Below are 26,876 nucleotides of genomic sequence, written 5' to 3' on the forward strand. Positions count from 1 at the left end.
TTTCCATTTCCCGGCTTGATGGTGTCTGGCCCAACAAAAACAATAAAGAGATCGACACATGGATCATTCGACTCAGGCAGCGAACGCGTGGCGCATTCTGTTCCTGCTGTTTCTGGCCAATCTGTTCAACTTCTTCGATCGCACCATTCCCGCGATCATCATCGAGCCCATCCGCAAGGAATGGCTGCTGAGCGACTTCCAGCTCGGCATCATCGGTACGGCGTTTACCCTGGTCTACGCCATCGCGGGTTTGCCCCTGGCGCGCATGGCGGACAACGGTTCACGCCGCAAGCTGATGGGCTGGGGACTGGCGGTATGGAGCGGCCTGACAGCAGTGAATGGCCTGGTCGGTAACTTTTGGGCGTTCCTGTTGGTGCGCATGGGCGTGGGGATTGGAGAAGCAAGCTACGCGCCTGCGGCAAACTCGCTGATCGGCGATCTGTTCCCTGCGCACAAGCGGGCGCGGGCGATGGGGATTTTCATGCTCGGCTTGCCGTTGGGCCTGTTGTTGGCGTTCTTTACCATCGGGGCGATGGTCAAGGCGTTCGACAGTTGGCGCGCGCCGTTCTTCATTGCCGCCGTACCGGGTTTGCTGCTGGCGGTGTTCATGTTCTTTATCCGTGAGCCCGCCCGCGGGGCGGCGGAAAGCGTGGCGGTGTCGCAGGAGAAAATCGACCGGCCAATCCGTCGTGTGTTGTCGATTCCCACGTTCCGCTGGCTGGTGCTGGCGGGTCTTGCCTTCAATTTTTCAACCTACGCGTGTAACTCCTTCATGGTGCCGATGCTCCAGCGTTACTTCCTGCTGCCGCTACAGGACGCCGCGATGGCCACGGGGATTATCGTCGGTGTGACCGGGCTCGTGGGTTTGACCGTGGGCGGCTGGATCGCTGACAAGCTGCATCAGCGATTTGCCAACGGCCGGCTCATGTTCGCAGCGTTGAGCATGGCCGTCGCGAGCCTGTGCACCGGCTATGCCCTGCACGCCGGGCGTATCGAGATCGCCGTGTTTGTGGGCGTGTTCAGCGTTGGCTGGTTGTTTTCCTACAACTTCTATACCTGCGTTTACACCGCGATTCAGGACGTCGTGCAGCCCAGGCTGCGAGCCACCGCGATGGCGCTGTTCTTTGCCGGGCTTTACCTGTTGGGTGGCGGTCTGGGGCCGGTGGTGGTGGGCTTGCTGTCCGATCACTTTGCGCATACGGCGATGAACGCGGCGCAGGTGGAGCAGATGACCGAGGCATTCAAGGCGGTTGGCCTGCATGACGCGATGTACCTGATCCCGGTCGCGTTGTTTTTCGCGCTGGTGTTTCTGGTGCGGGCGTCGAAGTGTTTCAGTCGCGATGCGCAGCGGATGCGCGAAGGGATGGTGGCCGATGAGCCGGTGGGGCAGGGGGTGAAGCCGTCGGTGGCGTGATTTTCCGGTTTTCTACGGACCTGTAGGAGCGTGGCTTGTCCCGCGATCGACCGGGAACCGGTCGCAAAACCTGTGAGTGCGGTTTACTTGATACTGCCAAGGTGTCCGGTTTTTACTGCTGCTTCGCAGCAGATCGCGGGACAAGCCACGCTCCTACATATTGGTATTCGCCGCATCATCTGCGGCGAGCGGTTTAACCCGCGACCAACACCCGAATCGCTTCCAGCCGCAGCGCCGCTTTGTCCAGCATCGCCAGACCTTGCTCACGCAACTCGCGCAGCGCGGTCAGTTCGCTATCACGAACGGTCGGGTTGACCGCTTGCAGGGCGGTCAGACGGGCCAGCTCTTCGTCGGTGTCAGCGGCCAGCCGACGCTGTGCCTCTGCCACGCGTTCGGCGTGTTTCGGGGCGATCTTGCTTTCGGCGGCGGTGATTTGCGGGTTGAGCACGTCACGCTGGGCCTGGATGAACTTGTTGGCGCTGGCACGCGGAACGCTTTCCAGCTGATCGTTCAGGGTGGTGAACGAGACACGGCCCGACAGGTCGTTGCCGTTGCCGTCCAGCAGGCAGCGCAGGGCGGCCGGTGGCAGGTAACGACCCAGTTGCAGCGAACGCGGGGCGACCACTTCACTGACGTACAGCAGCTCAAGCAGCACGGTGCCGGGTTTCAGCGCCTTGTTCTTGATCAGCGCGACGGCGGTGTTGCCCATCGAGCCGGACAGCACCAGGTCCATGCCGCCTTGCACCATCGGGTGTTCCCAGGTGATGAACTGCATGTCTTCGCGGGACAGCGCCTGGTTGCGGTCGTAGGTAATGGTCACGCCTTCGTCGTCACCCAGCGGGAAGCTGGCGTCGAGCATCTTCTCGCTCGGCTTGAGGATCAGGGCGTTTTCCGAATGGTCTTCGCTGTCGATGCCGAAGGCGTCGAACAGGGTTTCCATGTAGATCGGCAGGGTGAACTGATCGTCCTGCTCAAGGATGGCCTCGACCAGCGCTTCGCCTTCACCGGCGCCGCCTGAGTTGAGTTCCAGCAGGCGGTCGCGGCCGGTGTGCAGCTCGCTTTCCAGACGCTCGCGCTCGGCACGCGCTTCGCTGACCAGTGCTGTCCAGTCGTCATCATCGCCGCCTTCGAGCAGCGGCAACAGGCGCGGGCCGAACTGATGTTGCAGCGCGTTGCCGGTCGGGCAGGTGTTGAGGAACGCGTTGAGCGCTTCGTGATACCACTGGAACAGGCGCTCTTGCGGGCTTGTTTCCAGATAGGGCACGTGCAGTTCGATGATGTGTTTCTGGCCGATACGGTCCAGACGGCCGATACGCTGTTCCAGCAGGTCCGGGTGCGCAGGCAGGTCGAACAACACCAGGTGATGGGAGAACTGGAAGTTGCGGCCTTCGCTGCCGATTTCCGAACAGATCAATACCTGTGCGCCGAACTCTTCGTCGGCGAAGTAAGCGGCGGCGCGGTCACGTTCCAGGATGTTCATGCCTTCGTGGAACACGGTGGCCGGGATGCCGGAGCGAACGCGCAGTGCGTCTTCCAGGTCCATGGCCGTTTCGGCGTGGGCGCAGATCACCAGCACTTTGACGCGCTTGAGCATCTTCAGGGTGTCGATCAGCCAGTCGACGCGCGGGTCGAAACGCCACCAGCGTTCTTCCTCGCTGGTTTCGCCCTGGGCCTGGAAGCTGACTTCCGGGTACAAGTCGGCGTGCTCGCCCATCGGCAGTTCGAGGTATTCGGCCGGGCACGGCAGTGGGTAAGGGTGCAGCTTGCGCTCCGGGAAACCCTGCACGGCGGCACGGGTGTTGCGGAACAGCACGCGACCGGTGCCATGGCGGTCCAGCAGTTCGCGAATCAGGCGCGCGCTGGCTTCGGTGTCGCCATCGGCCACGGCGCCCAGCAGTGCTTCGCCTTCGGCACCCAGGAAACCGTGAATGGTCTTGTGCGCTTTCGGCGAGAGGCGGCCTTGATCGAGCAGTTCCTGAACGGCTTCGGCGACCGGGCGATAGTTTTCGCTCTCGGCGCGGAACGCGTGCAGGTCGTGGAAACGGTTCGGGTCGAGCAGGCGCAGACGGGCGAAGTGGCTGTCCTGTCCCAGTTGCTCAGGCGTTGCGGTGAGCAGCAGCACGCCTGGAATCACTTCGGCCAGTTGCTCGACCAGCGAGTATTCCGGGCTGGCCTTTTCTTCGTGCCACACCAGGTGGTGGGCTTCGTCGACGACCAGCAGGTCCCAGCCGGCGGCGAACAGCGCGTCTTGCGCCTTCTCGTCATCGACCAGCCACTCCAGCGAGACCAGGGCAAGCTGGGTGTCTTCGAACGGGTTGCTGGCATCGCTTTCGATGAAGCGCTCGGCGTCGAACAGCGCCACCTGCAGGTTGAAACGGCGGCGCATTTCCACCAGCCACTGGTGCTGCAGGTTTTCGGGAACCAGGATCAGCACGCGGCTGGCGCGGCCTGACAACAGTTGGCGGTGAATCACCAGACCGGCTTCGATGGTCTTGCCCAAGCCCACTTCGTCGGCCAGCAAAACACGCGGCGCGATACGGTCGGCCACTTCACGGGCGATGTGCAACTGGTGCGCGATCGGTTGGGCACGCACACCGCCCAAGCCCCACAGCGAGGATTGCAGCTGACGGCTGGTGTGCTCCAGCGTGTGGTAGCGCAGCGAGAACCAGGCCAGCGGGTCGATCTGACCGGCGAACAGACGGTCGCTGGCCAGACGGAACTGAATGAAGTTCGAGAGTTGGGTTTCCGGCAGGGTCACCGGCTGGTTCTGCGCGTTGAGGCCGTGGTAGACCAGCAGGCCGTCGACGTCGTCGACTTCGCGCACGGTCATTTTCCAGTTCTCGAAGTGGGTGATGGTGTCACCCGGCGAGAAGCGGACCCGCGTGAGCGGGGCATTGCGCAACGCATACTGGCGGGTGTCGCCAGTGGCCGGATAGAGCACGGTCAACAAGCGGCCGTCCTGTGCCAGAACGGTGCCTAAACCCAGCTCGGCTTCGCTGTCGCTAATCCAGCGTTGCCCCGGTTGATACTGCTGCGCCATGCTGCCTGACTCCCGCCTTGAAAAAGCCGACTATGGTAACGGAACAAGCCGCCCAGGCCAAAGCCACAATGTAAAAACGCCCGTATTTATTGGGTTTGTGGCTGTGGGCTAGCACTTGTTGCGAAAAACATAGTCCAAACTTCCTCTTCCAACGGCTCAAGTCGACGAAACGGCAGCCGACAGCTTGATAACAGGAGACCATTACCATGCTGCCACCGCTGTTTCCCTTGAGTGCAGCCCCCGTGACTGCGCAGCAGGACCCGGTCAAGCCCACCCCGGACATTCCGCCCGTTACGCCCGTGCAGCCGAGCTCCAGCGAAAGCACAATCAACATGGGCGAGCGCGATCCCGAGCAGGCCCAGTTGCTGCTGCGCGAAGAACAGCGCCGACAGCAAAGGCGTCGGCGTGACCGCCGCACCGCCGATCGTCATCCCGATCTGGCTGAAGACACTCCGAACGAGCCTCAGCACGCGGGCCCGGCCATGCCCGGGGATTATCTGAACGCCGATAACACCGTCCCGGTCGTGCCGATCATCGACGACGAGCCGCGCCAGGGCTTGTGGGTGGATTTGAAAGTCTGAGGTGCTGGTCAGCGCCGCCGGGATTACGCATTATTGTCGCCATTGGGTATTCGAGAGCAGCACGCCATGAGCGATGACGAAAAACTGGTAGACCTGAGTGTCGAGCGCGCCAAGCGTGTTCACGACCTCAATGACAAGCGGCTCAACGAAGTGCGTCAGGCCTTCGAGCAGGCGATGCCGCTGGGCAAGGGTAAGAAAAAGCCGAAGAACAAGCCGAAAAAACGCTAGACCTCCCTTCTTAATTGTTCCCGTCGATCCGCTGCGCGGTCATGCGCAGCGGCATTGACCTGGGTCAACACTCTCTTTTTCGCCTCTGGTTAATCTGCACCCATCGAACAGGGTTACGGCAGGAGGGGCGCTTATGTTTCTCGATCATGCGGTGATAGCCGGTGTGATGACGGTGATGTTGATGCTGAGCTTTTTTGCAGGCTTGGGATTGTTCATCTGGAGAGACTCGAGCCACAAAGGCGGAAAGGGCTGAGTCTTTCTTATAAAAAGAGCACGCAAGGCATTTTGGGCAACTTCGGTTGCCCATTTTTTTGTGCGTGTTTTTTTGTGGGGATGGGAGACTTGCAGCGGGTGTATATCCGTTGCTGCGGTAACGGCTACTTGTGGTTCCGCTCTTACAGCGGGTCACTTTTGTAAAAAGCGACAAAAGTAACCAAAAACGCTTTGCTCCTGGCTTTGCCCGACGTCGTCGGGTTCCCGCACTCCGACGACGCTCCGTGGGCCCGCGCCGAACGGACATCCATGTCCTGACGGCGCTCTCGCGGCATCCATGCCGCTCGACCCACTCCGCGTCGTCTGCGTTTGGCCTGCACCCAAGTCGCGATTTGTGGTGTCTGGACTGACGAGGCAGGAAAATCAAAAGCAAAGGCAGTCGCAACACAAGTCATGGATATCCGCTGTGCTTTTGATTCTGCCGAAGGCGTAGGAGCGCGCTTGCCCGCGATCTGCCGGGAACCGGCAGCAAACCCTGTGCATGCGGTGTGTCAGGCATGATTGAGTCGCCTGGTTTTGCTACCGCTGCGCGGTAGATCGCGGGCAAGCGCGCTCCTACAGTGGAGAGTGGAATGCGGGAAATGGATGCACGAACCAAGAAAGCGAGGAGCGTTAGCTCCAGCCCGCGTTGCCCTTGTACGCGACGGTTCAGGCACCACCAAACGCGACTTGGGTGCAGGGTGAACGCAGGCGGCGCGCCCACGGAGCGTCGCCGGAGAGAAGGAACCCGACGAAGTCGGGCCCAACCGGGAGCCTGACCCTTGGTTGCTTGGGGTTATCAAGTAACCCGCCGAAGGCGGAACGCTTCTGCCGTTAGGCAGAACACGATCAGCGCAACAAAAAATCAGCCAACCGTAATCGTCGGCAACTCAGCCAGACTCACCGTCAGCACCTTACGCGGCGCCAGAATCTCGGCCTCGCCATCCACCACCAGCTCATCGTTCTGGTTAAAAACCCGTGTCGCGATCCGCACCCGAAACTTCGGCAGTTTTTCCAGAATCTCCAAACGCACCGTCAATGTATCGCCAATCTTCACCGGCTTCTGAAAGCTCATCTGCTGACCCAGATAAATCGTCCCCGGCCCAGGCAGTTCACACGCCACGGCGGCACTGATCAGCGCGCCACTGAACATACCGTGAGCGATCCGATCCTTGAACATGCTCTTGGCCGCGAACTCCGCATCCAGATGCACCGGGTTACGGTCGCCGGACATCTCGGCAAACAGCTGGATATGGCGTTCTTCGACCGTCTTGCTGTAGCTGGCGGTCTGGCCGACTTCAAGGGCTTCGTACGGCGTGTTGGTGACTTCGGTCATGTTGCTGTCCTGTGACATGAAAATGAAAAGTGAATAAAAGAGCTGAAATCCCGACAGGTCATTCGGTTCGGCGCGGTCGTGGTTCGCTCAGCGCCTGCTCGAGCCAGGCGAGTAAATCATGAGTGACTTCCTCGCGGTTGGTTTCGTTGAGGATTTCATGCCGTGCCTGCGGGTATAGCTTCAGCGTCACGAGCGCGTGATCGGTGTCCGTCAGCGCACCTGCCAGATCCTTGAGACGTTTGCCTTCGCTCACCGGATCACATTCGCCGCCGATGATCAGGAGCGGCAGGCTTTTATCGATCTGCGCCAGGTTGGATTTCTTGCTGATCTGTTGCAGCCCGCCGAGCATGTCCAGCCAGAACTGATTGGTGCAGCGAAAGCCGCAGAGCGGGTCGTTGACGTATTTATCGACTTCTTCCTGATCGCGACTGAGCCAGTCGAACGGCGTGCGCACAGGTTTGAAGGCTTTATTGAACGAGCCGAACGACAGGAACTCGATGATCGCGCTGCGCCCTCTAGCGCCTTGCCGCCAGCGTTCCAGGCGGGCGATCACGGCGGCGCTGCGGTAGAGCGACACGGGCTGAAAATTCGAGCCGCTGAGCACCGCACCCTGAACGCTGGCGCTGTGGTGCAACAGGTACGCCTGAGCAATGTAGCTGCCCATGCTGTGTCCCAGTAAAAAGACGGGGACGTCCGGATGACGCTGGCCGATCGAGGCGCTGAGGCTGGCCAGATCGCCCACCACGGTGTTCCAGCCATCCCGGTCGGCGTAGTGACCGAGCACGCCGTTGGCAGCGGTACGGCCATGACCGCGCTGGTCATGGGCGTACAAGGCAAAGCCGGCGTCGGTCAGTGCCGCGCCCAGTCGGGCATAGCGGCCACTGTGCTCAGCCATGCCATGAGACAGCATCACCACGGCCCGCGGGCTGGTCAGCGGCACCCATGCGTTGACGTACAGGCGAGTGTGATCACTGGCGTCCAGCCAAAAAGCATCGTGTTTCATGGCGTTTCCCTGGCCCTGTAAAGATTTGTCTTGAAATAGCGCTCTGTCGGTCGCCTGATTGCAGTGTATAGCGCTTGTCAGATGGCAGCCTGATCACCCGCAAGATTCACGTCATTGATGACGATTTGCCTTCCTGGTGGCAGCTGCTAACGTCCGGCAAGCACCTGCTTCATCGCGGGGCCAGCACTCTCAGGTAAGAGGATAAAAAGAACATGCAACCTGATTTCTGGAACGACAAACGCCCGGCAGGCGTCCTCTCTGAGGTGGACCTGCACGCTTACAAATCCGTGGTGGAGGTGTTCGAGCGCAGTTGCAAGAAGTATGCGGACCGTCCGGCCTACAGCAACATGGGCGTGACCCTGACCTACGCAGAGCTGGAGCGACACTCGGCGGCGTTCGCCGGTTACCTGCAGCAGCAGACCGAACTCAAGCCCGGCGACCGCATCGCCGTTCAGATGCCCAACCTGATCCAGTACCCCATCGCGGTATTCGGTGCGATGCGCGCAGGGTTGATCGTGGTCAACACCAACCCGCTGTACACCGCCCGTGAAATGCGCCATCAGTTCAAGGATTCCGGCGCCCGCGCGCTGGTGTACCTGAACGTCTTCGGCAAGAACGTTCAGGAAGTGCTGCCAGACACCGACATTCAGTACCTCATCGAAGTGAAGATGGGCGACATGCAGTCCGCCGCCAAAGGCTGGCTGATCAACACGGTCGTCGAGAAGGTCAAGAAGATGGTGCCCGAGTACGACCTGCCGCAGGCCGTGGCCTTCAAGAGCGTGCTCAAACTGGGGCGGGGCGATCACCTGCAACGCGTTCAGCTGGACCTGGAAGACATCGCCGTTCTGCAATACACCGGCGGCACCACCGGTTCGCCAAAAGGCGCGATGCTGACCCACGGCAACCTGGTCGCCAACATGCAACAGGTCTACGCCTGCATGCTCCAGCACGGTCCGGACGGTTTGCCGATCTTCAGGCAAGGCAGCGAGATCATGGTCGCGCCGCTGCCGATGTATCACATCTATGCGTTTACCTGTAATTGCATGTGCATGATGGTCAGCGGCAACCACAACCTGTTGATCACCAATCCCCGTGACATCGGCGGCTTCATCAAAGAGCTGAAAAAGTGGAAATTCTCCGCGATGCTCGGCCTCAACACGTTGTTCGTTGCATTGATGGATCATCCGGACTTCAAGACGCTGGATTTCTCCAGCCTGCGCTTGACCAACTCCGGCGGCACTGCCTTGGTGAAAGCCACGGCCGAACGCTGGTTGCAGCTCACGGGATGCCCGATTGTGGAAGGCTACGGCCTCACCGAAACCTCGCCGGTCGCCACGGCCAACCCGTACGGCAACCTGTCGAAACTGGGCACGGTCGGTATGCCGGTGCCGGGGACCACGGCCAAGGTCATCGACGATGAAGGCGTTGAGTTGCCCGTGGGCGAGCGCGGTGAGCTGTGCCTGAAGGGGCCGCAGATCATGCTCGGCTATTGGCACAAGCCCGATGCCACCGCTGAAGTCCTGGACAGCGAAGGCTGGCTCAAGACCGGGGACATTGCGGTCATTGATCCGGACGGTTTCATTCGCATCGTTGACCGCAAGAAAGACCTCATCATCGTCTCGGGCTTCAACGTTTACCCCAACGAGATCGAGGACGTCGTCTCGCGTCATCCGAAAGTCGCCAACTGCGCAGTGATCGGCGTGCCGGACGAGCGCTCGGGTGAAGCGGTGAAACTGTTCGTGGTGCCCCGAGATCCGAGCCTGACCTGCGAAGAACTCAAGGCGTATTGCAAAGAGAACTTCACCGGCTACAAGATCCCCAAGCAGATCGTGCTGCGTGAGTCGTTGCCCATGACGCCCGTGGGCAAGATCCTGCGAAGAGAGCTGCGCGACACCGCGTGAAGGGGCTATAACGTGACGGGGCTATAAACAGAAACGGCGTGTTGAGAAACACGCCGTTTTTTATGGGATACATGAAACCTGTGCGGGAGCGCGCTTGCCCGCGAATGCGGTGTGTGGGTCAATAATCGTGTCGGATGTGCTGACGCCTTCGCGGGCAAGCGCGCGCCTACAATTGTTGGGCATTTTCCGACATTTAGGTTCATTGCTCTAAACGTGACGTTTAACTGTTCAAGAGTCATTTTTGTGACTGTTCGGGCCGCTATTGGCTCTAGGCGGCCTCTGGCAAAGCTGCTACGCTCGGCCCGCTTTTTGTCCTGTCGATACGCAAAAAGCTGTGGCTACATCATTCCAAACACAAGAAATCATCGCATTAAGCGGTGTGTAGAAACGCTGTCGCTGAGGAGTCGGCTTCCATGATCGAAAACTTCTGGAAGGATAAATATCCGTCTGGCATTGCTGCCGATATCGATCCGGACGAGTATCCAAACGTTCAGGCGGTATTGAAACAGTCCTGCGAGCGTTTCGCCAACAAACCTGCGTTCAGCAATCTGGGCAAGACACTCACGTACGGTGAGATGTATGAGCTGTCCGGTGCGTTTGCCGCCTACCTTCAGCAGCACACCGACCTGCAACCGGGCGACCGCATCGCCGTGCAGTTGCCCAACGTGCTGCAGTACCCGATCGCCGTGTTTGGCGCCATTCGCGCGGGCCTGATCGTGGTCAACACCAACCCGCTGTACACCGCGCGGGAAATGGAACATCAATTCAACGACTCCGGTGCCAAGGCGCTGGTCTGCCTGGCGAACATGGCGCACCTGGCCGAGAAGGTCGTGCCCAAGACTGGCGTCAAGCACGTCATCGTCACCGAAGTCGCCGACCTGCTGCCGCCGCTCAAGCGCCTGCTGGTCAACAGCGTCATCAAGTACGTGAAAAAGATGGTGCCGCCGTTTCATCTGCCCAAAGCCGTCAAGTTCAACGACGTGCTGGCGATGGGGCACGGCAAGCCGGTCAACGATGCCTCGCCGAAAGGCAGCGACGTCGCGGTCCTGCAATACACCGGCGGCACGACAGGCGTGGCCAAGGGTGCCATGCTGACCCACCGTAACCTGATCGCCAACATGCTGCAGTGCAAGGCGCTGATGGGTTCCAACCTCAATGAGGGCACGGAGATCCTGATCACACCGCTGCCGCTGTATCACATCTACGCCTTCACCTTTCACTGCATGTCGATGATGTTGATCGGCAACCACAACATCCTGATCAGCAACCCGCGCGACCTGTCGGCGATGGTCAAGGAGTTGTCGAAGTGGAAGTTCAGCGGCTTCGTCGGTCTGAACACGCTGTTCGTGGCGCTGTGCAACAACGCCGACTTCCGCAACCTGGATTTCTCCTCGCTCAAAGTCACCCTGTCGGGCGGCATGGCGCTGCAGCAAGCCGCCGCCGAACGCTGGAAAGACGTGACCGGTTGCTCCATCTGCGAAGGGTACGGCATGACCGAAACCAGCCCGGTGGCGACGGTCAACCCGATCCAGAAAATCCAGATGGGCACCATCGGCATTCCCGTGCCCTCGACGCTGTGCAAGACCATCAACGACGCGGGCGAAGAGTTGCCGCTCGGTGAAGTCGGCGAGCTGTGCGTCAAAGGCCCTCAGGTGATGAAGGGTTACTGGCAGCGTCAGGAAGCCACCGATGAAATGCTCGATGCCGAAGGCTGGTTGAAGACCGGTGATATCGCGGTGATCCAGCCAGACGGCTACATGCGCATTGTGGATCGCAAGAAAGACATGATTCTGGTGTCGGGCTTCAACGTCTATCCGAACGAGCTGGAAGACGTGCTGGCGACCCTGCCGGGTGTGTTGCAGTGCGCCGCCATTGGCGTGCCGGACGAGAAGTCAGGCGAGGCGATCAAGATCTTCGTGGTCGTGAAGCCGGGTGCGACGCTGGCCAAGGAGCAGGTCATGGAGCACATGCGCGCCAACGTCACCGCCTACAAAGTCCCGCGCAGCGTGGAGTTCCGCGACGCGCTGCCGACCACCAACGTCGGCAAGATCCTGCGACGCGAGTTGCGTGACGAAGAGCTGAAGAAGCTGGCGCTGAAGAAGCCCGCGTAAGTCAGCGGCAAGACCACAGACCCCGCCCGCGTGCGGGGTTTGTTGTTTTAAGGAAGGGCGCAGACTTCGCTGATCACACGAGATCTGTGGGAGTGAGCTTGCTCACGCAGAGGCTGTTACATCCGACACACCTTCTGCGCCAGACATACAGCCTTCGCGAGCAAGCTCGCTCCCACAGGGTTGTGCATGATCGTGGATAAATCTGCGACAATCCGCGCCCTGCATTCAGATAGAAAAGACTTCGCGCCCTGATGACCGACGAATCGACCGCCATCGACCAACTGTATAAAAGCCTCGACCACGCGATGATCAGTGATCGTCATCGCCTGCGTCGCCAGTTGCACGAACTGCGCAAGAAGCCCGACGAGGCGAAGCTTGCGCAATGGGTTGAGCGTGTCCAGACGTCGTGCGCGCAAGCCGTGAGCCGCAAGCAAAGCGTGCCGACCATTCGCTACGACGAAAACCTGCCGATTGCCGCCAAGCGCGATGAGATCAAGGAGGCGTTGCTCAAGCATCAGGTGCTGATCATCGCCGGTGAGACGGGTTCGGGTAAAACCACCCAGCTACCGAAAATCTGCCTGGAAATCGGTCGTGGCCAGCACGGTCTGATCGGCCACACCCAGCCGCGCCGAATCGCTGCGCGCAGTGTCGCCAGCCGGGTCGCCGAAGAGATCGGCACGCCGCTCGGAGCGCTGGTGGGCTATCAGGTCCGTTTCGAGGACCAGAGCGACAGCAACACCCTGATCAAGCTGATGACCGACGGCATCCTGCTGGCCGAGACTCAGCATGACCGTTTTCTTGAGCGTTACGACACGATCATCGTCGACGAAGCCCACGAACGCAGCCTGAACATCGACTTCCTGCTGGGTTACCTGAAAACCCTGCTGCCGCGCCGCCCTGATCTGAAAGTCATCATCACTTCGGCGACCATCGACCTGGAGCGCTTCTCCGAGCACTTCGACAAGGCGCCCGTGATTGAAGTCTCGGGCCGGACCTTTCCGGTGGACACTTGGTATCGCCCACTGACGTCCGAGCAGGACGAAGAGGGCAACAGCGTCGAAGACGACCTGACCGTCGATCAGGCCATTCTCGCGACCCTCGATGAGTTGGCAGCGTTTGAACGTAGCGAACGCAAGTCGCCCGGCGACGTGCTGGTGTTCCTGCCGGGTGAGCGCGAGATCCGTGACGCCGCCGAAATGCTGCGCAAGGCTCAGCTCAAACACACTGAAATCCTGCCGTTGTACGCACGGCTGTCGCCGGCTGAACAGCAGCGGATTTTCCAGTCGCATCCGGGCCGTCGGGTGGTGCTGGCGACCAACGTCGCTGAAACCTCGCTGACCGTGCCGGGCATCCGCTATGTGATCGACACCGGCACTGCGCGCATCAGCCGCTACAGCTATCGGGCCAAGGTTCAGCGTCTGCCGATCGAAGCCGTCTCTCAGGCCAGTGCCAACCAGCGTAAAGGCCGATGCGGGCGGGTCGAGCCGGGTTTATGTGTGCGGCTGTACAGCGAAGAGGATTTCCTCTCGCGCCCTGAGTTCACCGATCCGGAAATCCTGCGCACCAACCTGGCGGCGGTGATTCTGCAGATGCTGCACCTGCGTCTGGGCGAGATCACCGACTTCCCGTTTATCGAACCGCCGGACGGCAAGGCGATCAGCGACGGGTTCAACCTGTTGCAGGAACTCTCGGCGGTCAACCGCGAGAACCAGCTGACCCCGCTGGGTCGCCAGTTGGCGCGCTTGCCGGTGGACCCGCGCATGGGCCGCATGCTGCTGGAAGCGGCCAAACAGGGCAGCCTGCAGGAAGTGCTGATCGTCGCCAGCGCCATGTCGATTCAAGACCCGCGCGAGCGTCCGCCGGAGCGTCAGCAGGCCGCCGATCAGGCGCACGCGCAATGGAAAGATCAGGACTCGGACTTCGCCGGGCTGGTCAATCTGTGGCGCGGTTTCGAGGAGCAGCGCCAGGCGCTGACGGCCAGTCCGTTACGCAACTGGTGCCGTCGCAACTTCCTCAACTACCTGCGTCTGCGCGAGTGGCGCGACTCGCATCGTCAATTGAGCCTGATCTGTCGTGACCTGCAGTTGACGGTCAACAAAGAGCCGGCCGACTTCCCGAAATTCCACAAGGCGGTGCTCTCCGGTCTGCTCAGTCAGATCGGACAGAAAACCGAAGAGGGCGACTACCTCGGCGCACGTCAGCGGCGTTTTTGGGTGCATCCGTCTTCCGGGCTGGGCAGAAAGCGCCCGCAGTGGATCATGGCCGCTGAGCTGGTTGAAACCACCAAGCTGTATGCGCGCATGGTGGCGAAGATCGAACCCGACTGGATCGAGCCGCTGGCCGGGCATCTGGTCAAGAAGAACCACTTCGAACCGCATTGGGAGAAGAAGCGTGGTCAGGTCGTGGCCTTCGAACAGATCACCCTGTTCGGGCTGATCGTGGTCGGGCGCCGCCCGGTGCATTTCGGCCCGATCGACCCAGTGGTGTCGAGGGAATTCTTCATCCGTGAAGGCCTGGTGCGTGGCGAGATTCAGTCGCGCGCCAAATGCCTGAGCGCCAACGCCAGGTTGCTGGAAGAGCTCGACGAACTGGAAGCCAAGGCCCGGCGTCGCGACATTCTGGCGGACGAAGAAACCCTGTTCCGTTTCTACGACGAGCGCCTGCCGGCCGAGATTCATCAGACCGCGACGTTCGACGCCTGGTACCGGATGGAGAGCCAGAAGAACCCGCAGTTGCTGATCATGCGCGAGGAAGATGTCCTTGCCCGTGAAGCCAGCGAGGTCACGGCCAATCAATACCCGGACACGTTGCGGTTAGGCGAACTGACCTTGCCGTTGACCTATCACTTCGAACCCAATCACCCGCGTGACGGGGTGACCCTGCGCGTGCCTGCGCCATTGTTGCTGTCATTGCCGGCCGAGCGTCTGGAGTGGCTGGTGCCGGGCCTGCTGGAAACCAAATGCGTGGCCCTGGTGCGTAACCTGCCTAAAGCCTTGCGCAAGAACTTCGTGCCGGTGCCGGACTTCGTCAAGGCGGCCTTGCAGCGCATGGTGTTCGCTGACGGTTCGTTGCCTCAGGCGTTGGGTCGCGAGTTGCTGCGCATGACCGGCGCGCGCGTCACCGACGAGGCATGGGCCGAGGCGGCGCAACAGGTGGAAAATCACCTGAAGATGAACCTTGAGGTGGTCGACGCCAACGGCAAGTTCCTCGGCGAAGGCCGCGATCTGGATGAGCTGACGGCGCGCTTTGCCGAAGCCGGACAGGCCGCACTGGCTGTGCCGCAAACCGAAAAGAGCCAGCAACCGGTAGAAGCCAAGGGTTTTGCGGCGGTCGCGGAAAAGACGCAACAGAAGATCGCCGGCCTCTCGATGACGGTGTATCCGGCGCTGGTGGAAGAGGGCGGCACGGTCAAGGAAGGGCGCTTCTCGACGCAGACCGAAGCCGAGTATCAACATCGCCGTGCCTTGCAGCGTCTGTTGCTGCAACAACTGGCAGAACCCGCGAAGTTCCTGCGCAGCAAATTGCCGGGTCAGACGGAATTGGCGTTGCTGTACCGCGACATGGGTCGGGTCGATGCGTTGATCGAGGACATCCTGCTGGCGAGCCTGGACACCTGCATTCTGGAAGGCGAAGCCAGCTTGCCGCGTGATGGCGCAGGCCTCCTGTCGCTGGCCGAGCGCAAGCGGGGCAGTCTGACCGAGCACGCCGAGCGTCTGGCGAAACTGACGCTGGAGATCCTCAAGCTCTGGCACGGCCTGCAAAAGCGCTTCAAGGGCAAGATCGATCTGGCCCAGGCCGTCGCCCTGAATGACATCAAAGGGCAGTTGAGCACGCTGGTGTACCCCGGATTCGTGCGCGAGACCCCGGCGCAGTGGCTCAAGGAGTTGCCGCGCTACCTGAAGGCCATCGAGTTGCGGCTTGAGAAGCTGGGCAGCCAAGTGCAGAAAGACCGGGTCTGGAGCATTGAACTGGGCAACCTCTGGGCGCAATACCAGACCCGCGCCGACAAGCACGCGCAGGAAGGCAAGCGCGATGACGAACTGGTGGTCTACCGCTGGTGGCTGGAGGAATACCGCGTGTCGCTGTTCGCCCAGCAACTGGGGACCAAGGTGCCGATTTCCGACAAGCGCCTGAGCAAGCAGTGGAGTCAGGTCGAGGGCTGATCAGCGGCGCGATTTTTGTAGGAGCCGGCTTGCTGGCGAATGCGCAATGTCAGTCGACGGTGTTGTGACGGACGTTCCGCATTCGCCAGCAAGCCGGCTCCTACTCAATCAATAGCCCGTTCGCACTGCCCGATAGCGCCAAATCCCGGCCGATATGGCAAACTTCGCGGCTTTAAAGCTCGAAGCGCTCACAAGGTCCACGCCCGTCTACGGGAAATTTATCGTTGCATTGGTACTGTCGTTCCAGAAAAACAGCCAGCACCGTGCTTACGCAGGCCCTTTGCCTGCTGCCGTCAATAAGAGAGGAACGACCGTGTACGACGTCGTGATCAGTGGCACAGGGCTCTACACCCCGGCCAACAGCATTTCCAACGATGAGCTGGTGCATTCTTTCAACGCCTATGTCGCTCAATTCAATGCCGACAACGCTGCCGCCATCGAAGCAGGCGAGGTTCAGGCACTGACCGAGTCCAGCGCCGCCTTCATCGAGAAAGCCAGCGGCATCAAGAGCCGCTTCGTCATGGACAAGGACGGCATCCTCGACCCGCAACGCATGAAGCCACGTTTGCCTGAGCGCTCCAACGACGAGTGGTCAATCCTCTGCCAGATGGGCGTCGCGGCCGCCGAACAAGCTTTGCAGCGCGCGGGTAAAACCGCCGCCGACATCGACGGCGTAATCGTCGCCTGTTCCAACCTGCAACGTGCGTACCCTGCGATCTCTATCGAGATTCAGTCGGCGCTCGGTGTTCAGGGTTTCGGTTTCGACATGAACGTCGCCTGTTCCTCGGCCACCTTCGGCATTCAGACCGCCTGCAACAGCGTCAAGCTGGGTCAGGCTCGCGCTCTGTTGGTGATCAGCCCGGAAATCTGCACGGCGCACCTGAATTTCCGTGACCGCGACAGTCACTTCATCTTCGGCGATGCCGCCACGGCGGTCGTGGTCGAACGCGCCGACCTGGCGACCTCCGAGCACCAGTTCGACATCGTCAGCACCAAGCTGCTGACCACCTTCTCAAACAACATCCGCAACAACTTCGGTTTCCTCAACCGCACGGCGGAAGAAGGCGAGGGCAAGGCGGACAAGCTGTTCGTGCAGGAAGGCCGCAAGGTGTTCCGCGACGTTTGCCCGATGGTGGCGGAACTGGTGGGTGTGCATCTGGAAGAGAACAGCCTGAACGTCAGCGACGTGAAGCGCTTCTGGCTGCATCAGGCCAACCTGAGCATGAACCACTTGATCGTGAAAAAGCTCCTGGGCCGCGACGCCTCGGTCGAAGAAGCCCCGGTGATTCTCGACAGCTATGCCAACACCAGCTCTGCCGGTTCGGTCATTGCCTTTCACTCTTACCAGGACGATCTGCCAAGCGGCTCGCTGGGCGTACTGAGCTCGTTCGGTGCGGGGTATTCGATCGGCAGTGTGATTCTGCGCAAGAAGTGATCACGCTCTGCTTATGAGCTGACCAGGATCTCAACCTGTGGGAGCGAATTCATTCGCGAGAGGCCGGTAGATTCGACAAAAGTGGGTTGGATGTGCCGGCCAATCGCGAATGAATTCGCTCCCGCAGTATTTGTGTTCGGCAGATGAGCATTGTGGGTGGGCCGGAAATAAAAGCAGCCCGAAGCTGACCTGTCGGAACGGATGATGGGGATCCGACAGGGCAGCTCCGGGCTGAAGTGTGGAGCGGCCTCAGGTGGCGGGAGCTTGCCGTCTGAGGCTGTAACGTGAAGCTTTCTGCTCTTAGAACTTCGCAACCACGTCCAGCTGCAGCGTATTCGCGTCTTCGTCACGCGGGGCGTTGGCGAAGGCGAAGTCTGCCTTGGTCAGGAAGTACGTCGCGCCGAGGGTGAAGTTCTTGTCGACATCGTACGAGACGCTCAGCTTGTGGCCGCGCGAACCGGTGGTGCCGTTGGCGAAGTCGGAGTCGGTGAACGCGCCAACCACGGCGTTACGCTGAGTATCGCGGTAGTTGTAGTCCAGACCGAAACCAAACACCTTGGTCTTCACACCGGTCAGCCAGGCGGTGTCCTGATTGCTGTCGGTAGCGCTGTTGACCACGTACTGACCGTACAGGCTGACCGGAACGACCATGCCGGTCAGGTCGAGTTGGCCGAAGCCTTCGTACAGACGGAAGTCGGTGGTGTTGTTGCCGTTGATGCTCAAGCCGCAGAACGTGGTGCTGGTGCTTGCAGCTGCCGGGTTACAGTCGTTGGAGTTCTGGTACTGGTACACCGAACCGCCGACGGTCGCCTTCACGTTGTCGGTGATCGCGATACGCGTACCCAACTGGGCAGCATTCAGGCGCAGGTCGTTCTTGAACTGCGTACCGTCGCCGCTGATGTTGTCCTTGAGGGTGTAGGTACCGGCGCTGCCGAACAACTCGAAACCTTTGGTGACCGGCACGCTGTAAGTGGCGGCCAGACCTTCCGGGTTGATGTCGTTGTCCCAGATCACGTCGCCTTCGCTGACCCACGGCTGGGCCATCTTGCCGCCGATAACGTGCAGGTTCTGAATGGCGGTCGGGTGGTAGTCGATGTAACCCTGATCCAGCCACAGGTCTTTCTTGGTGAAGTAGTCGTTCTGGTCGACGTTGGTGGAGTTGGCCTTGTTGTCGCCACCGGTGGCGATGCGGATGCCGGTGCTGACCTGAGGGTTGATGTCGGTGTAAGCGCCCAGACGTACACGGATACGTTGACGGTTCTTGTCCTGGCTGTTGTTCTGGTCGTCGATCTTGACCGTTTCCTGGCGAACACGAACGTCGCCTTTGAATTGGGTCTTGGCGGCCCATGCGACTTTCTGTTCGAAGGCCGACAGTTCGGAAGACTTGGCGGTGGTCGCGGCGGCGATCTGGTCGGCTGTCGCCTTCTGGGCTTGTTGCTGAGCCTGCTGATCCTTGGCGAGCTCCGATTGCAGTTCGGCGTACTGGGCTGGCGAGATCGAGCCGTTGGCCTTGAGCATGTCGAGCAGTTTCGCGTCGACTGCGGCGCTGGCCGGAACGCTCATGGCCAGCAACAGACCGCCACACAGGGCTGCCGCAGTTTTAGTGGAAGCAAGACGCATATCAATCTCCGTAGATGAGAAGGGATGACAAAGCCATCCAGGGAACAACCGACCGAAGGCGGACGGAAAAGAAGTCTGGTTTTTAGAACCGGGGGCTCTAAAAACAGGCGCCAGTATTACGGCCGTTTATGACAGGGGGATGGCTATGTGATGGCATGTCGATGACATGTGAAAAAAATCTGGAACCCGCGGACTAGAGCGCTGTCAGCGCAAATTTCATGTGCGAACGTGTCCGATAGGTGATACTGCGCAAACGTTGGCGAGGGGATGGGAGGAGGCGATGTCGTTACACCGTTTGGATGCACTGTCGGACCTGAAGCCCGAAGAGTGGGACGCGCTCATTCCTGGAGACTCGCCCTTTCTGCGTCATGGCTTCCTCAGTGCGATGGAAGACAGCGGCAGTCTGGGACCGCGTTCCGGCTGGCGTGCCGAGCATTTGCTGCATTACGAAAACGACCGGCTGATGGCGGCATTGCCGGCCTATCGCAAGTGGCATTCCTACGGTGAGTACGTGTTCGATCATGGCTGGGCCGATGCCTGTCGCCGCGCGGGGATCGCCTACTATCCGAAGCTGTTGATCGCCGTTCCATTCAGCCCCGTCAGTGGACCGCGATTGCTGGCGAGGACACCGGAGGATGGCCGCGAGTTACTGGCCTGTCTGCCCGGTTATGCGGAGGCTGAAACGCTCTCCAGCGTCCACGTCAACTTCACCGACCCCGTGGCCGATACGCTGCTGGCCGAGCAACCGGGCTGGTTGCAGCGCATCGGTTGTCAGTATCACTGGCAGAATCGAGGCTACCGGGATTTTCAGGATTTCCTTGATGCGTTGAGTTCGCGTAAGCGCAAACAGATGCGCAAAGAACGCGAGCAAGTGGCGGGGCAGGGGTTTGAATTCGAATGGCTGCAAGGGCACGAGCTGAGTCAGGCTCAGTGGGATTTCGTGTATGCCTGCTATTCGAACACCTACGAGATTCGCGGGCAGGCGCCGTACCTGACGCGGGCGTTCTTCAGCCTGGTCGCCGAGCGCATGCCTGAAGCGATCCGTGTGGTGCTCGCCAGACAAGGCGCTCGGCCAGTGGCGATGGCCTTCAGCCTGATCGGTGGCGACAGTTTCTACGGGCGCTACTGGGGCTGCCTGGCCGAGTTCGACCGATTGCACTTCGAGACCTGTTTCTATCAAGGCATGGACTACGCCATCGCCAACGGCTTCAAACGCTTCGACGCCGGCGCGCAGGGCGAGCACAAATTGATTCGTGGGTTCGAGCCGGTGATCACCCATTCCTGGCACTACCTGGCCCATCCCGGCCTGCGCGAGGCCGTGGCGGACTTCCTGAATCAGGAGCGGGCGGGGATTCTGGCGTACGCCGAGGAAGCGCGCGCGGCGCTGCCGTATCGGCAGGTCGAGTGAGAATAACCGGAAGCGGCACCTACCGGTTGTAGGAGCCGGCTTGCTGGCGAATGTGGTGGGTCATACACATTGATAATGACTGACCCAGCTCATTCTTCGGAACGCCGCCCGCGCCCAACCGGCTGCTACAGGGCTGTCGGCTGGCCGGAGATGTCTGGCCAGCCATCACAGGTCTACAACGACTGCGGTGCCACAGGGAAATCTTCCACCCCGACAAACCCGCCGGTCTGATGCGCCCATAGCCGCGCATACAGCCCTTTGTGCGCGAGCAGTTCGGCGTGGGTGCCGCTCTCGGCGATACGGCCGTCCTCTAGCACGATCAGCCGGTCCATTCGCGCAATGGTCGAGAGTCGGTGAGCAATGGCGATCACCGTCTTGCCCTCCATCAGGGTTTCCAGGCTTTCCTGAATCGCAGCTTCCACTTCCGAGTCCAGCGCCGAGGTCGCCTCGTCCATAATCAGGATCGGCGCGTCCTTGAGCAGTACGCGGGTAATCGCGATCCGCTGGCGCTGACCACCGGACAGCTTCACGCCGCGTTCCCCGACATGCGCGTCCAGGCCGGTGCGGCCTTCGGAGTCCGTCAGCTGCGGAATGAACCCGTCGGCCCGGGCTTTGCGCATGGCTTCCCACAACTCGGCCTCGGTGGCGTTCGGCCTGCCGTACAACAGGTTGTCGCGGATCGAGCGATGTAACAGCGATGTGTCTTGGGTGATCATGCCGATGTGCGAACGCAGGCTTTCCTGGGCGACGTGGGCGATGTCCTGATCGTCGATCAGAATCCGGCCGCCTTGCACGTCGTACAGGCGCAACAAGAGATTCACCAGCGTTGATTTGCCGGCGCCGGAAGGTCCGATCAGCCCAATTTTTTCGCCCGGCTTAATGTCCAGGTTCAGGCCGTGAATCACGCCTTTGCCCTTGCCGTACTGAAACGCCAGGTTCTCGAATTTCACCTCGCCACGGCTGACCAACAGCTTCGGCGCGGCGTCGCGATCGGTGACGCCCACCGGCTGGGAAATACTTTGCAGGCCGTCCTGCACCATGCCGATGTTTTCGAAGATGCCGTTGACCACCCACATGATCCAGCCGGACATGTTGACGATACGGATCACCAGACCAGTCGCCAGCGCAATGGCGCCGACGGAAATCATCGACTGGGTCCACAGCCACAGGGCAAGGCCGGTGGTCCAGACGATCAGGATTCCGTTCAACGTGGTGATCACGGTGTCCATCTCGGTGATGACGCGGCCGGCGAGCTGGGTCTTCTCGGTCTGCTCACTGATCGCTTCGCGGGCATATTGCTGCTCGGAGCTTGTGTGGGCGAACAGCTTGAGGGTGGTGATGTTGGTGTAGCCGTCAACGATGCGGCCCATCAGTTTGGAGCGGGCATCGGAGGAGACCACCGAGCGCGCCTTCACCCGTGGCACGAAATACCAGAGCGCTAGAATGAAGCCGAGAATCCAGCTCAGCAGCGGAATCATCAGGCGCCAGTCGGCCTCGGCAAACAGCACCAGCGCACCGATCGAGTAGATCAGCACGTGCCACATGGCATCCACCGTCTGCACCGCCGAGTCGCGCAGGGCGTTACCGGTCTGCACGATGCGCTGGGCAATACGCCCGGCGAAATCGTTCTGGAAAAAATTCACGCTCTGCTTGAGCACGTAGCTGTGGTTCTGCCAGTTGATCATGCTGGTCATGCCCGGGCTGATCGTCTGGTGCACCAGCAGGTCGTGCAGGGCCACGAAGATCGGCCGCAGGACCAGGGCGACGACCACCATCCAGGTCAGCTCTAGGGCATGGTCACTGAAAAAGTTGGGGTTCGGAGTGCCTTGCGCCAGGTCGATGATGCGGCTCAGGTAGCTGAACAGCGACACCTCGATCAGCGCGCCGATCAGACCGACCACGAGCAAGGCGACGAAGCTGGGCCAGACCTGGCGCAGGTAATAGATGTAGAACGCCATGACCTGGTTGGGTGGGGCGGCGGTGGGCGCATCGCGGAAGATATCGATCAGTTTTTCGAAACGACGATAGAGCATTGGCTATGACGCCCACGCTTGGGCGGGCTCTCCTTTGTGGCGGGACCGAAAAAAATGTCCCTTGTTCTGACCGCGTGAAGGCGCGATTGCTCGCACTGATTCACGTTGTTGGCTTCTAAAAGTAAAAAGCCGGGCAAGTGCCCGGCTTTCCTGCACCTGATCAGCTTAGTTCACGACTTTGACCGACTTGATCAAAATCGGGTCGACCGGCACGTTCTGCATGCCGCTTTTTGTAGTGGTCTGGGAGTTGACGATGGTGTCCACGACGTCCATGCCTTTGACCACTTTGCCAAATACGGCGTAACCGAAGTCGCGCACGCCGTGGTCGAGCATGTCGTTGTCTTTGACGTTGATGAAGAACTGGCTGGTGGCCGAGTTCACATCGGACGTGCGCGCCATGGCGATGGTCCCGCGCACGTTATGCAGGCCGTTGTCGGCTTCGTTCTTGATCGGGTCGTCCGTCGGCTTTTGCATCATCTGCGCCGTGAACCCGCCGCCCTGAACCATGAAGCCAGGGATCACGCGGTGGAAGATGGTGTTGGTGTAGAAGTTTTTGTTGGCGTAGGTCAGAAAGTTTTTGGTGCTGATGGGCGCCTTGTCCTGGTTCAGTTCGATTTCAATCTGGCCGAGGCTGGTGTCCAGCACCACGTGAGGAGCAGGGGCTGCCATCAGATTGGAGGCGAACAGTACGGCAGCGGCGGAGAGGGCGATTTTTTTCAGCATGGGGCAGATGTCCTGAAAGTGATTTCGACTGCGAAAAACAGGACATAAGGGAAACACGTTTGGGGCGATTTGGACAGGGCCCCGAAAGACCCTGCGTTCCGGATTGTGCCCGTTACAGGGGCTATGCTCCGAGCGATTTAAGAAGGTTGTCCACAACACCCAGAATGTCATCAATCACGTCCGCGTTGGCGGGACCGGCTACTGCGAGTGCTAGAAAACCAATCACAACGTATGGCAGTGTTTTTTTGATACTGAACATCATGCGTCACTCCTGTGACAGTGCCTCTATCTCTTTCATAAATCCCAAAAGAACCCGATTGAATTCCTCCGGTTGATCCAGCGGCGTCGCATGTCGGGAATCCTCGATGACCACCAACCTCGCCTCATTGATAAGCCTAACGTACGCCTCCTTTAGCGCCACGGGCGTGTAATCATATTTCGCAGTAACGATCAGCGTCGGGCAACGTATTCGCGATAACTTCTCCTGCACACCCCATCCCACAATCGCATTGAAACTCGCCAGGTACGCGCGTTTGTCGTTTTGCGCCCAGCGTCTGGCGATCTTGTCTCGCAGGTCCGCCTGTTCAGGTTTGGGAAACAGGTTCTTGCCCAGCCCCTTGCCGATGGTTTCCATGCTGAACACCCGGGCCAGCAACCAGCGTTTGGCGAACTGTTTGAAGTCGTCGAAGCGTTTGATTTTCACTTCAGGCGCGCTGTTGACGATGGTCAGGCTCTTGAGCAATTGCGGCTGATCGACCGCCAGTTGAAAGCCGATCATGCCGCCCATGGACAGGCCCACCAGATGCACCGGCCCCGGTTGCAGATGCTCCAGCAGCGCCTCGATGTCGGCGCTGAAGCCGGGAATGCTGTAGCGCTCACGGGGTTTGTCCGATCGCCCGTGGCCGCGCACGTCGACGGCGATCACCTGATAATGCGCCGCGAGGGCAGGGACCTGATATTCCCAGTCCTGAGCACTCGAACCCAGGCCGTGCACCAGCAATACCGGGCTGCCATGACCGTACGTTTCGTAATGCAGTGAACAGCCTTCGTGGTCGAAGTAGGGCATCGTTTACATCCTTGTGCTGGCTGAGGGTTCCCGAGCGCACGAGCCCCCTGTGGGAGCGAATTCATTCGCGAGAGGTCGGTACAGACAATAGACGTGCGTCGGATGTACCGGCCATTCGCGAATGAATTCGCTCCCACAGTCATCCTGTGTACATCGGGTCGTGCGGCCTCAAACCGCCTGCTGCGGCGCCGCGAATGCGGCATCCAGCGGTGCGGTGTCGAATGTCTGTATCAGCTCGATGAGAATCTGGGTAGCAGGTCCCAGCGGTTTGTCCTTGCTGGAATAAAGGTAGAAGGTCGGACGCCGACTGCCACCCTTGTCCAGCGGCAGAATCTTCAGCACGCCTTCTTTGATCTCGCGCTCGATCATGTGCCGAGGCAGCCAGGCGAAACCCAGACCGCTGCTCACAAAGGTCGCCGCGGTCGCCAGGCTGCCCACGGTCCAGCGTTGTTCGGAACCCAGCCAGCCGACGTCCCGGGGCTGATTGCGGCCCGAGTCACGAATCACCACCTGCAACTGGCTTTCCAGGTCCTGAAAGGTCAATTCGCGTTGCATCTGGTGAAGCGAGTGCTCCGGGTGGGCGACCGCCACAAACTCCACCGAGCTCATCTCGGTGCCCAGATAGCCAGGGATATTGAATCCGCTGATCGCCAGGTCCGCCACGCCTTCGAGCAAGACCTCTTCAACGCCGGACAACACTTCCTCACGCAAGCGCACCCGGCAGCCGCGGCTCTGTGGCATGAACGCGGTCAACGCGCGGACCAACCGGGCGTTGGGATAAGCCGCGTCGACGACCAGTCTAACCTCGGCTTCCCAGCCCTGTTCCATGTGATGGGCGAGGTCCTCCAGTTGACTGGCGTTTTTCACCAATTGACGCGAGCGACGCAGCAGCACCTCACCGGCCTCGGTCAATACGGCCTTGCGGCCATCGATGCGCAGCAATGGCACGCCCAACTGGTCCTGCATTCTGGCCACGGTGTAGCTCACCGAAGACTGCGAGCGGTGCAGGGCTTCGGCTGCCTGGGCAAAGCCGCCATGGTCGACCACGGCCTGCAATGTGCGCCATTGATCAAGGGTCACGCGGGGCGCTTTCATCTTTCGCTCCTGTTGTCCTAAGCTGGCCGTCCAATAATGAGGACTGCCGTATGAAAAAATTCTGTTGTGTGCTGCTGACGATGCTGCCCCTGAGCGCCTTTGCCTACCCGATCGATGTGGAAAAGCACATCAACGGCGTGCAAATCGACTACAACAGCCATGACACCGCTTACGACATCGGCAATATCACGGTGAACAACTATGGCGATGTTCCGGCCAAGTGCACGGTGGTCTTCAGCAACGGCCCGGAGGCGCCGCGCACGCGTCGTGTGCAAATCGCCCCAAAAAGCACCAGTAACGTCACCGTCAAATTCAGCCGCGAGATCGTCAAGCTGCGGATCAAGCTCAGCTGTGAACCGCAATAATTCGCCCATCAGGTGACAGAAGAGACTAATCCTCTTCTGTCGATGAAACAAATTATTAGATATTTAGAAGCAGTTTTTTACGCTTTTTAATCGATATAGTCACGTTTAACCTTCACTCCATCGAACTCATCTACATCCATTTCGCTGGAGGCCCCACCCCATGTCTCGCGTCCTGATCATCGAAAGCAGCGCCCGTCAGCAAGACTCCGTGTCCCGTCAACTGACTCAGCAATTCATCAGCCAATGGCGCGCGGCCCATCCTGCCGACCAGATCACGGTGCGTGATCTGGCGGTCAAGCAGGTCCCGCATCTGGACATCGATCTGCTGGGTGGCTGGATGAAGCCAGCAGGTCAGCGCAGCCCGGTTGAGCAGGCCGCACTGGATCGCTCCAATGAGCTGACTGACGAGCTGGTTGCCGCCGATGTCGTGGTGCTGGCTGCCCCGATGTACAACTTCGCGATTCCCAGCACGCTGAAATCCTGGTTCGACCACGTGCTGCGCGCCGGTGTGACCTTCAAATATGGCGACACGGGCCCTCAAGGTCTGCTGACCGGCAAGCGCGCCTATGTCCTCACCGCGCGCGGTGGCATCTATGCCGGCAGCCCGTCGGACCATCAGGAACCGTACCTGCGTCAGGTACTGGGTTTTGTCGGCATCCACGACGTCACGTTCATTCACGCTGAAGGCCTGAACATGGGCGGCGACTTCTCCGAGAAGGGCCTGAATCAGGCGGTTGCCAAGCTCGCTCAAGTGGCCTGAGGGTCCGAAGCGCCGGGGCTTAATCGTCCGTTAATCCCGGCGCGTGATCATTCTCGTGTTCATCGACTCTCCCTTGGCACTTGAAACGCTCCTGAGTGCATCGCCCGATAGACCCGCCACCTTGCGCCGGGTCATCGGGTTTTTTATTGCCTGCTGGATGCGCACGCTGTCTGTAGAAGCGCGCTTGCCCGCGATAATTTTTACCGCCACATAGATGTATTGAATGCACCGGCCAATCGCGGGCAAGCGCGCTCCTACAGAAGTCAGCGGATTCGAAAGCTTCGAATCGAGCCACTCATGCGCTTCACTGATCACGTTTTTCCGTCCGAATCAGCCGTCGAG

21 protein-coding genes are annotated in these 26,876 nt (G+C 60.1%); 11 read left to right on the top strand and 10 right to left on the bottom strand.

Features of this window, described 5'->3' with window-relative positions:
- Positions 1 to 58: 58 nt before the first annotated feature.
- The gene (locus AB4N84_RS17380; protein WP_460042381.1) at positions 59 to 1,414 is read left to right on the top strand and encodes a spinster family MFS transporter; all 1,356 of its coding nucleotides are present in this window, start codon (positions 59 to 61) and stop codon (positions 1,412 to 1,414) included.
- 193 nt (positions 1,415 to 1,607) lie between these two features.
- Here the strand turns inward: AB4N84_RS17380 and rapA are convergent, their stop codons facing one another.
- Entirely contained in the window at positions 1,608 to 4,454 is a 2,847-nt protein-coding gene (gene rapA, locus AB4N84_RS17385) for an RNA polymerase-associated protein RapA (protein ID WP_460042382.1), read from the bottom strand.
- 206 nt (positions 4,455 to 4,660) lie between these two features.
- Between rapA and AB4N84_RS17390 the strand changes: the two genes are divergently transcribed.
- From AB4N84_RS17390 to ccoM, 3 genes are all read left to right on the top strand, one after another.
- Positions 4,661 to 5,035, top strand: coding sequence for an aspartate-semialdehyde dehydrogenase (locus AB4N84_RS17390; RefSeq protein ID WP_460042383.1), 375 nt, complete (start codon positions 4,661 to 4,663; stop codon positions 5,033 to 5,035).
- A gap of 66 nt (positions 5,036 to 5,101) precedes the next feature.
- Entirely contained in the window at positions 5,102 to 5,263 is a 162-nt protein-coding gene (locus tag AB4N84_RS17395) for a hypothetical protein (protein ID WP_165869860.1), read from the top strand.
- A 133-nt stretch (positions 5,264 to 5,396) separates the two neighbouring features.
- Positions 5,397 to 5,516, top strand: a complete 120-nt coding sequence (gene ccoM / locus AB4N84_RS17400) for a cytochrome c oxidase subunit CcoM (protein WP_279616213.1) — start codon at positions 5,397 to 5,399, stop codon at positions 5,514 to 5,516.
- An 864-nt stretch (positions 5,517 to 6,380) separates the two neighbouring features.
- On the opposite strand, the gene AB4N84_RS17405 is transcribed toward ccoM, so the two are convergent.
- Entirely contained in the window at positions 6,381 to 6,851 is a 471-nt protein-coding gene (locus AB4N84_RS17405) for a MaoC family dehydratase (RefSeq protein ID WP_460042385.1), read from the bottom strand.
- A gap of 58 nt (positions 6,852 to 6,909) precedes the next feature.
- Positions 6,910 to 7,854 (bottom strand): alpha/beta hydrolase, encoded by a 945-nt coding sequence (locus tag AB4N84_RS17410; RefSeq protein ID WP_460042386.1) that lies wholly within the window; start codon positions 7,852 to 7,854, stop codon positions 6,910 to 6,912.
- Positions 7,855 to 8,066: 212 nt separating this feature from the next.
- Between AB4N84_RS17410 and fadD2 the strand changes: the two genes are divergently transcribed.
- From fadD2 to AB4N84_RS17430, 4 genes are all read left to right on the top strand, one after another.
- Positions 8,067 to 9,755: a long-chain-fatty-acid--CoA ligase FadD2 gene (gene fadD2, locus AB4N84_RS17415; protein WP_074753093.1), complete on the top strand. Its 1,689-nt coding sequence runs from the start codon at positions 8,067 to 8,069 to the stop codon at positions 9,753 to 9,755.
- A 413-nt stretch (positions 9,756 to 10,168) separates the two neighbouring features.
- Entirely contained in the window at positions 10,169 to 11,866 is a 1,698-nt protein-coding gene (fadD1, locus tag AB4N84_RS17420; RefSeq protein ID WP_460042387.1) for a long-chain-fatty-acid--CoA ligase FadD1, read from the top strand.
- A gap of 251 nt (positions 11,867 to 12,117) precedes the next feature.
- Positions 12,118 to 16,029, top strand: coding sequence for an ATP-dependent RNA helicase HrpA (hrpA, locus tag AB4N84_RS17425; RefSeq protein WP_460042389.1), 3,912 nt, complete (start codon positions 12,118 to 12,120; stop codon positions 16,027 to 16,029).
- A gap of 313 nt (positions 16,030 to 16,342) precedes the next feature.
- On the top strand, positions 16,343 to 17,464 hold the full coding sequence (locus tag AB4N84_RS17430; protein WP_460042391.1) for a beta-ketoacyl-ACP synthase III: 1,122 nt from the start codon (positions 16,343 to 16,345) through the stop codon (positions 17,462 to 17,464).
- A 300-nt stretch (positions 17,465 to 17,764) separates the two neighbouring features.
- Here the strand turns inward: AB4N84_RS17430 and AB4N84_RS17435 are convergent, their stop codons facing one another.
- Positions 17,765 to 19,084 carry a putative porin gene (locus AB4N84_RS17435; protein WP_074753089.1) on the bottom strand — a complete coding sequence of 440 codons (1,320 nt, stop codon included), beginning with the start codon at positions 19,082 to 19,084 and terminating at the stop codon, positions 17,765 to 17,767.
- A 280-nt stretch (positions 19,085 to 19,364) separates the two neighbouring features.
- Between AB4N84_RS17435 and AB4N84_RS17440 the strand changes: the two genes are divergently transcribed.
- Entirely contained in the window at positions 19,365 to 20,492 is a 1,128-nt protein-coding gene (locus AB4N84_RS17440) for a GNAT family N-acetyltransferase (RefSeq protein ID WP_460042392.1), read from the top strand.
- A 173-nt stretch (positions 20,493 to 20,665) separates the two neighbouring features.
- Here AB4N84_RS17440 and AB4N84_RS17445 read toward each other — a convergent pair whose 3' ends face one another.
- The 5 genes from AB4N84_RS17445 to AB4N84_RS17465 all read right to left on the bottom strand — a co-directional run bounded on the left by AB4N84_RS17445 (position 20,666) and on the right by AB4N84_RS17465 (position 25,409).
- The gene (locus AB4N84_RS17445) at positions 20,666 to 22,525 is read right to left on the bottom strand and encodes an ABC transporter ATP-binding protein (protein WP_074753087.1); all 1,860 of its coding nucleotides are present in this window, start codon (positions 22,523 to 22,525) and stop codon (positions 20,666 to 20,668) included.
- 165 nt (positions 22,526 to 22,690) lie between these two features.
- The gene (locus tag AB4N84_RS17450) at positions 22,691 to 23,248 is read right to left on the bottom strand and encodes a peptidylprolyl isomerase (RefSeq protein ID WP_460042393.1); all 558 of its coding nucleotides are present in this window, start codon (positions 23,246 to 23,248) and stop codon (positions 22,691 to 22,693) included.
- Positions 23,249 to 23,369: 121 nt separating this feature from the next.
- Complete coding sequence (locus AB4N84_RS17455) at positions 23,370 to 23,510, bottom strand: hypothetical protein (RefSeq protein WP_460042395.1); 141 nt, start codon at positions 23,508 to 23,510, stop codon at positions 23,370 to 23,372.
- A gap of 3 nt (positions 23,511 to 23,513) precedes the next feature.
- Positions 23,514 to 24,314, bottom strand: coding sequence for an alpha/beta fold hydrolase (locus AB4N84_RS17460; protein ID WP_460042396.1), 801 nt, complete (start codon positions 24,312 to 24,314; stop codon positions 23,514 to 23,516).
- Between the two features lie 168 nt (positions 24,315 to 24,482).
- Entirely contained in the window at positions 24,483 to 25,409 is a 927-nt protein-coding gene (locus tag AB4N84_RS17465) for a LysR family transcriptional regulator (protein WP_460042397.1), read from the bottom strand.
- A gap of 50 nt (positions 25,410 to 25,459) precedes the next feature.
- Between AB4N84_RS17465 and AB4N84_RS17470 the strand changes: the two genes are divergently transcribed.
- Positions 25,460 to 25,774: a 3-phosphoglycerate kinase gene (locus AB4N84_RS17470; RefSeq protein WP_074753083.1), complete on the top strand. Its 315-nt coding sequence runs from the start codon at positions 25,460 to 25,462 to the stop codon at positions 25,772 to 25,774.
- Positions 25,775 to 25,934: 160 nt separating this feature from the next.
- Entirely contained in the window at positions 25,935 to 26,534 is a 600-nt protein-coding gene (locus AB4N84_RS17475; protein ID WP_074753082.1) for an FMN-dependent NADH-azoreductase, read from the top strand.
- 30 nt (positions 26,535 to 26,564) lie between these two features.
- Here the strand turns inward: AB4N84_RS17475 and AB4N84_RS17480 are convergent, their stop codons facing one another.
- Positions 26,565 to 26,849: a hypothetical protein gene (locus tag AB4N84_RS17480; protein ID WP_460042398.1), complete on the bottom strand. Its 285-nt coding sequence runs from the start codon at positions 26,847 to 26,849 to the stop codon at positions 26,565 to 26,567.
- Positions 26,850 to 26,876 lie beyond the last annotated feature (27 nt).

This window comes from Pseudomonas sp. S2_H01 (assembly GCF_054668305.1).

What these genes read in the sequence shown, in the direction of transcription:
- AB4N84_RS17410 (WP_460042386.1), bottom strand. Translation starts at nt 7,854, where the DNA reads ATGAAACACGATGCTTTTTGGCTGGACGCCAGTGATCACACTCGCCTG.
- AB4N84_RS17470 (WP_074753083.1), top strand. Translation starts at nt 25,460, where the DNA reads ATGAAAAAATTCTGTTGTGTGCTGCTGACGATGCTGCCCCTGAGCGCC.
- AB4N84_RS17455 (WP_460042395.1), bottom strand. Translation starts at nt 23,510, where the DNA reads ATGATGTTCAGTATCAAAAAAACACTGCCATACGTTGTGATTGGTTTT.
- AB4N84_RS17440 (WP_460042392.1), top strand. Translation starts at nt 19,365, where the DNA reads ATGTCGTTACACCGTTTGGATGCACTGTCGGACCTGAAGCCCGAAGAG.
- AB4N84_RS17435 (WP_074753089.1), bottom strand. Translation starts at nt 19,084, where the DNA reads ATGCGTCTTGCTTCCACTAAAACTGCGGCAGCCCTGTGTGGCGGTCTG.
- AB4N84_RS17450 (WP_460042393.1), bottom strand. Translation starts at nt 23,248, where the DNA reads ATGCTGAAAAAAATCGCCCTCTCCGCCGCTGCCGTACTGTTCGCCTCC.
- AB4N84_RS17395 (WP_165869860.1), top strand. Translation starts at nt 5,102, where the DNA reads ATGAGCGATGACGAAAAACTGGTAGACCTGAGTGTCGAGCGCGCCAAG.
- ccoM (WP_279616213.1), top strand. Translation starts at nt 5,397, where the DNA reads ATGTTTCTCGATCATGCGGTGATAGCCGGTGTGATGACGGTGATGTTG.
- AB4N84_RS17405 (WP_460042385.1), bottom strand. Translation starts at nt 6,851, where the DNA reads ATGACCGAAGTCACCAACACGCCGTACGAAGCCCTTGAAGTCGGCCAG.
- AB4N84_RS17460 (WP_460042396.1), bottom strand. Translation starts at nt 24,314, where the DNA reads ATGCCCTACTTCGACCACGAAGGCTGTTCACTGCATTACGAAACGTAC.
- AB4N84_RS17390 (WP_460042383.1), top strand. Translation starts at nt 4,661, where the DNA reads ATGCTGCCACCGCTGTTTCCCTTGAGTGCAGCCCCCGTGACTGCGCAG.
- AB4N84_RS17380 (WP_460042381.1), top strand. Translation starts at nt 59, where the DNA reads ATGGATCATTCGACTCAGGCAGCGAACGCGTGGCGCATTCTGTTCCTG.
- fadD2 (WP_074753093.1), top strand. Translation starts at nt 8,067, where the DNA reads ATGCAACCTGATTTCTGGAACGACAAACGCCCGGCAGGCGTCCTCTCT.
- hrpA (WP_460042389.1), top strand. Translation starts at nt 12,118, where the DNA reads ATGACCGACGAATCGACCGCCATCGACCAACTGTATAAAAGCCTCGAC.
- rapA (WP_460042382.1), bottom strand. Translation starts at nt 4,454, where the DNA reads ATGGCGCAGCAGTATCAACCGGGGCAACGCTGGATTAGCGACAGCGAA.
- AB4N84_RS17475 (WP_074753082.1), top strand. Translation starts at nt 25,935, where the DNA reads ATGTCTCGCGTCCTGATCATCGAAAGCAGCGCCCGTCAGCAAGACTCC.
- fadD1 (WP_460042387.1), top strand. Translation starts at nt 10,169, where the DNA reads ATGATCGAAAACTTCTGGAAGGATAAATATCCGTCTGGCATTGCTGCC.
- AB4N84_RS17445 (WP_074753087.1), bottom strand. Translation starts at nt 22,525, where the DNA reads ATGCTCTATCGTCGTTTCGAAAAACTGATCGATATCTTCCGCGATGCG.
- AB4N84_RS17465 (WP_460042397.1), bottom strand. Translation starts at nt 25,409, where the DNA reads ATGAAAGCGCCCCGCGTGACCCTTGATCAATGGCGCACATTGCAGGCC.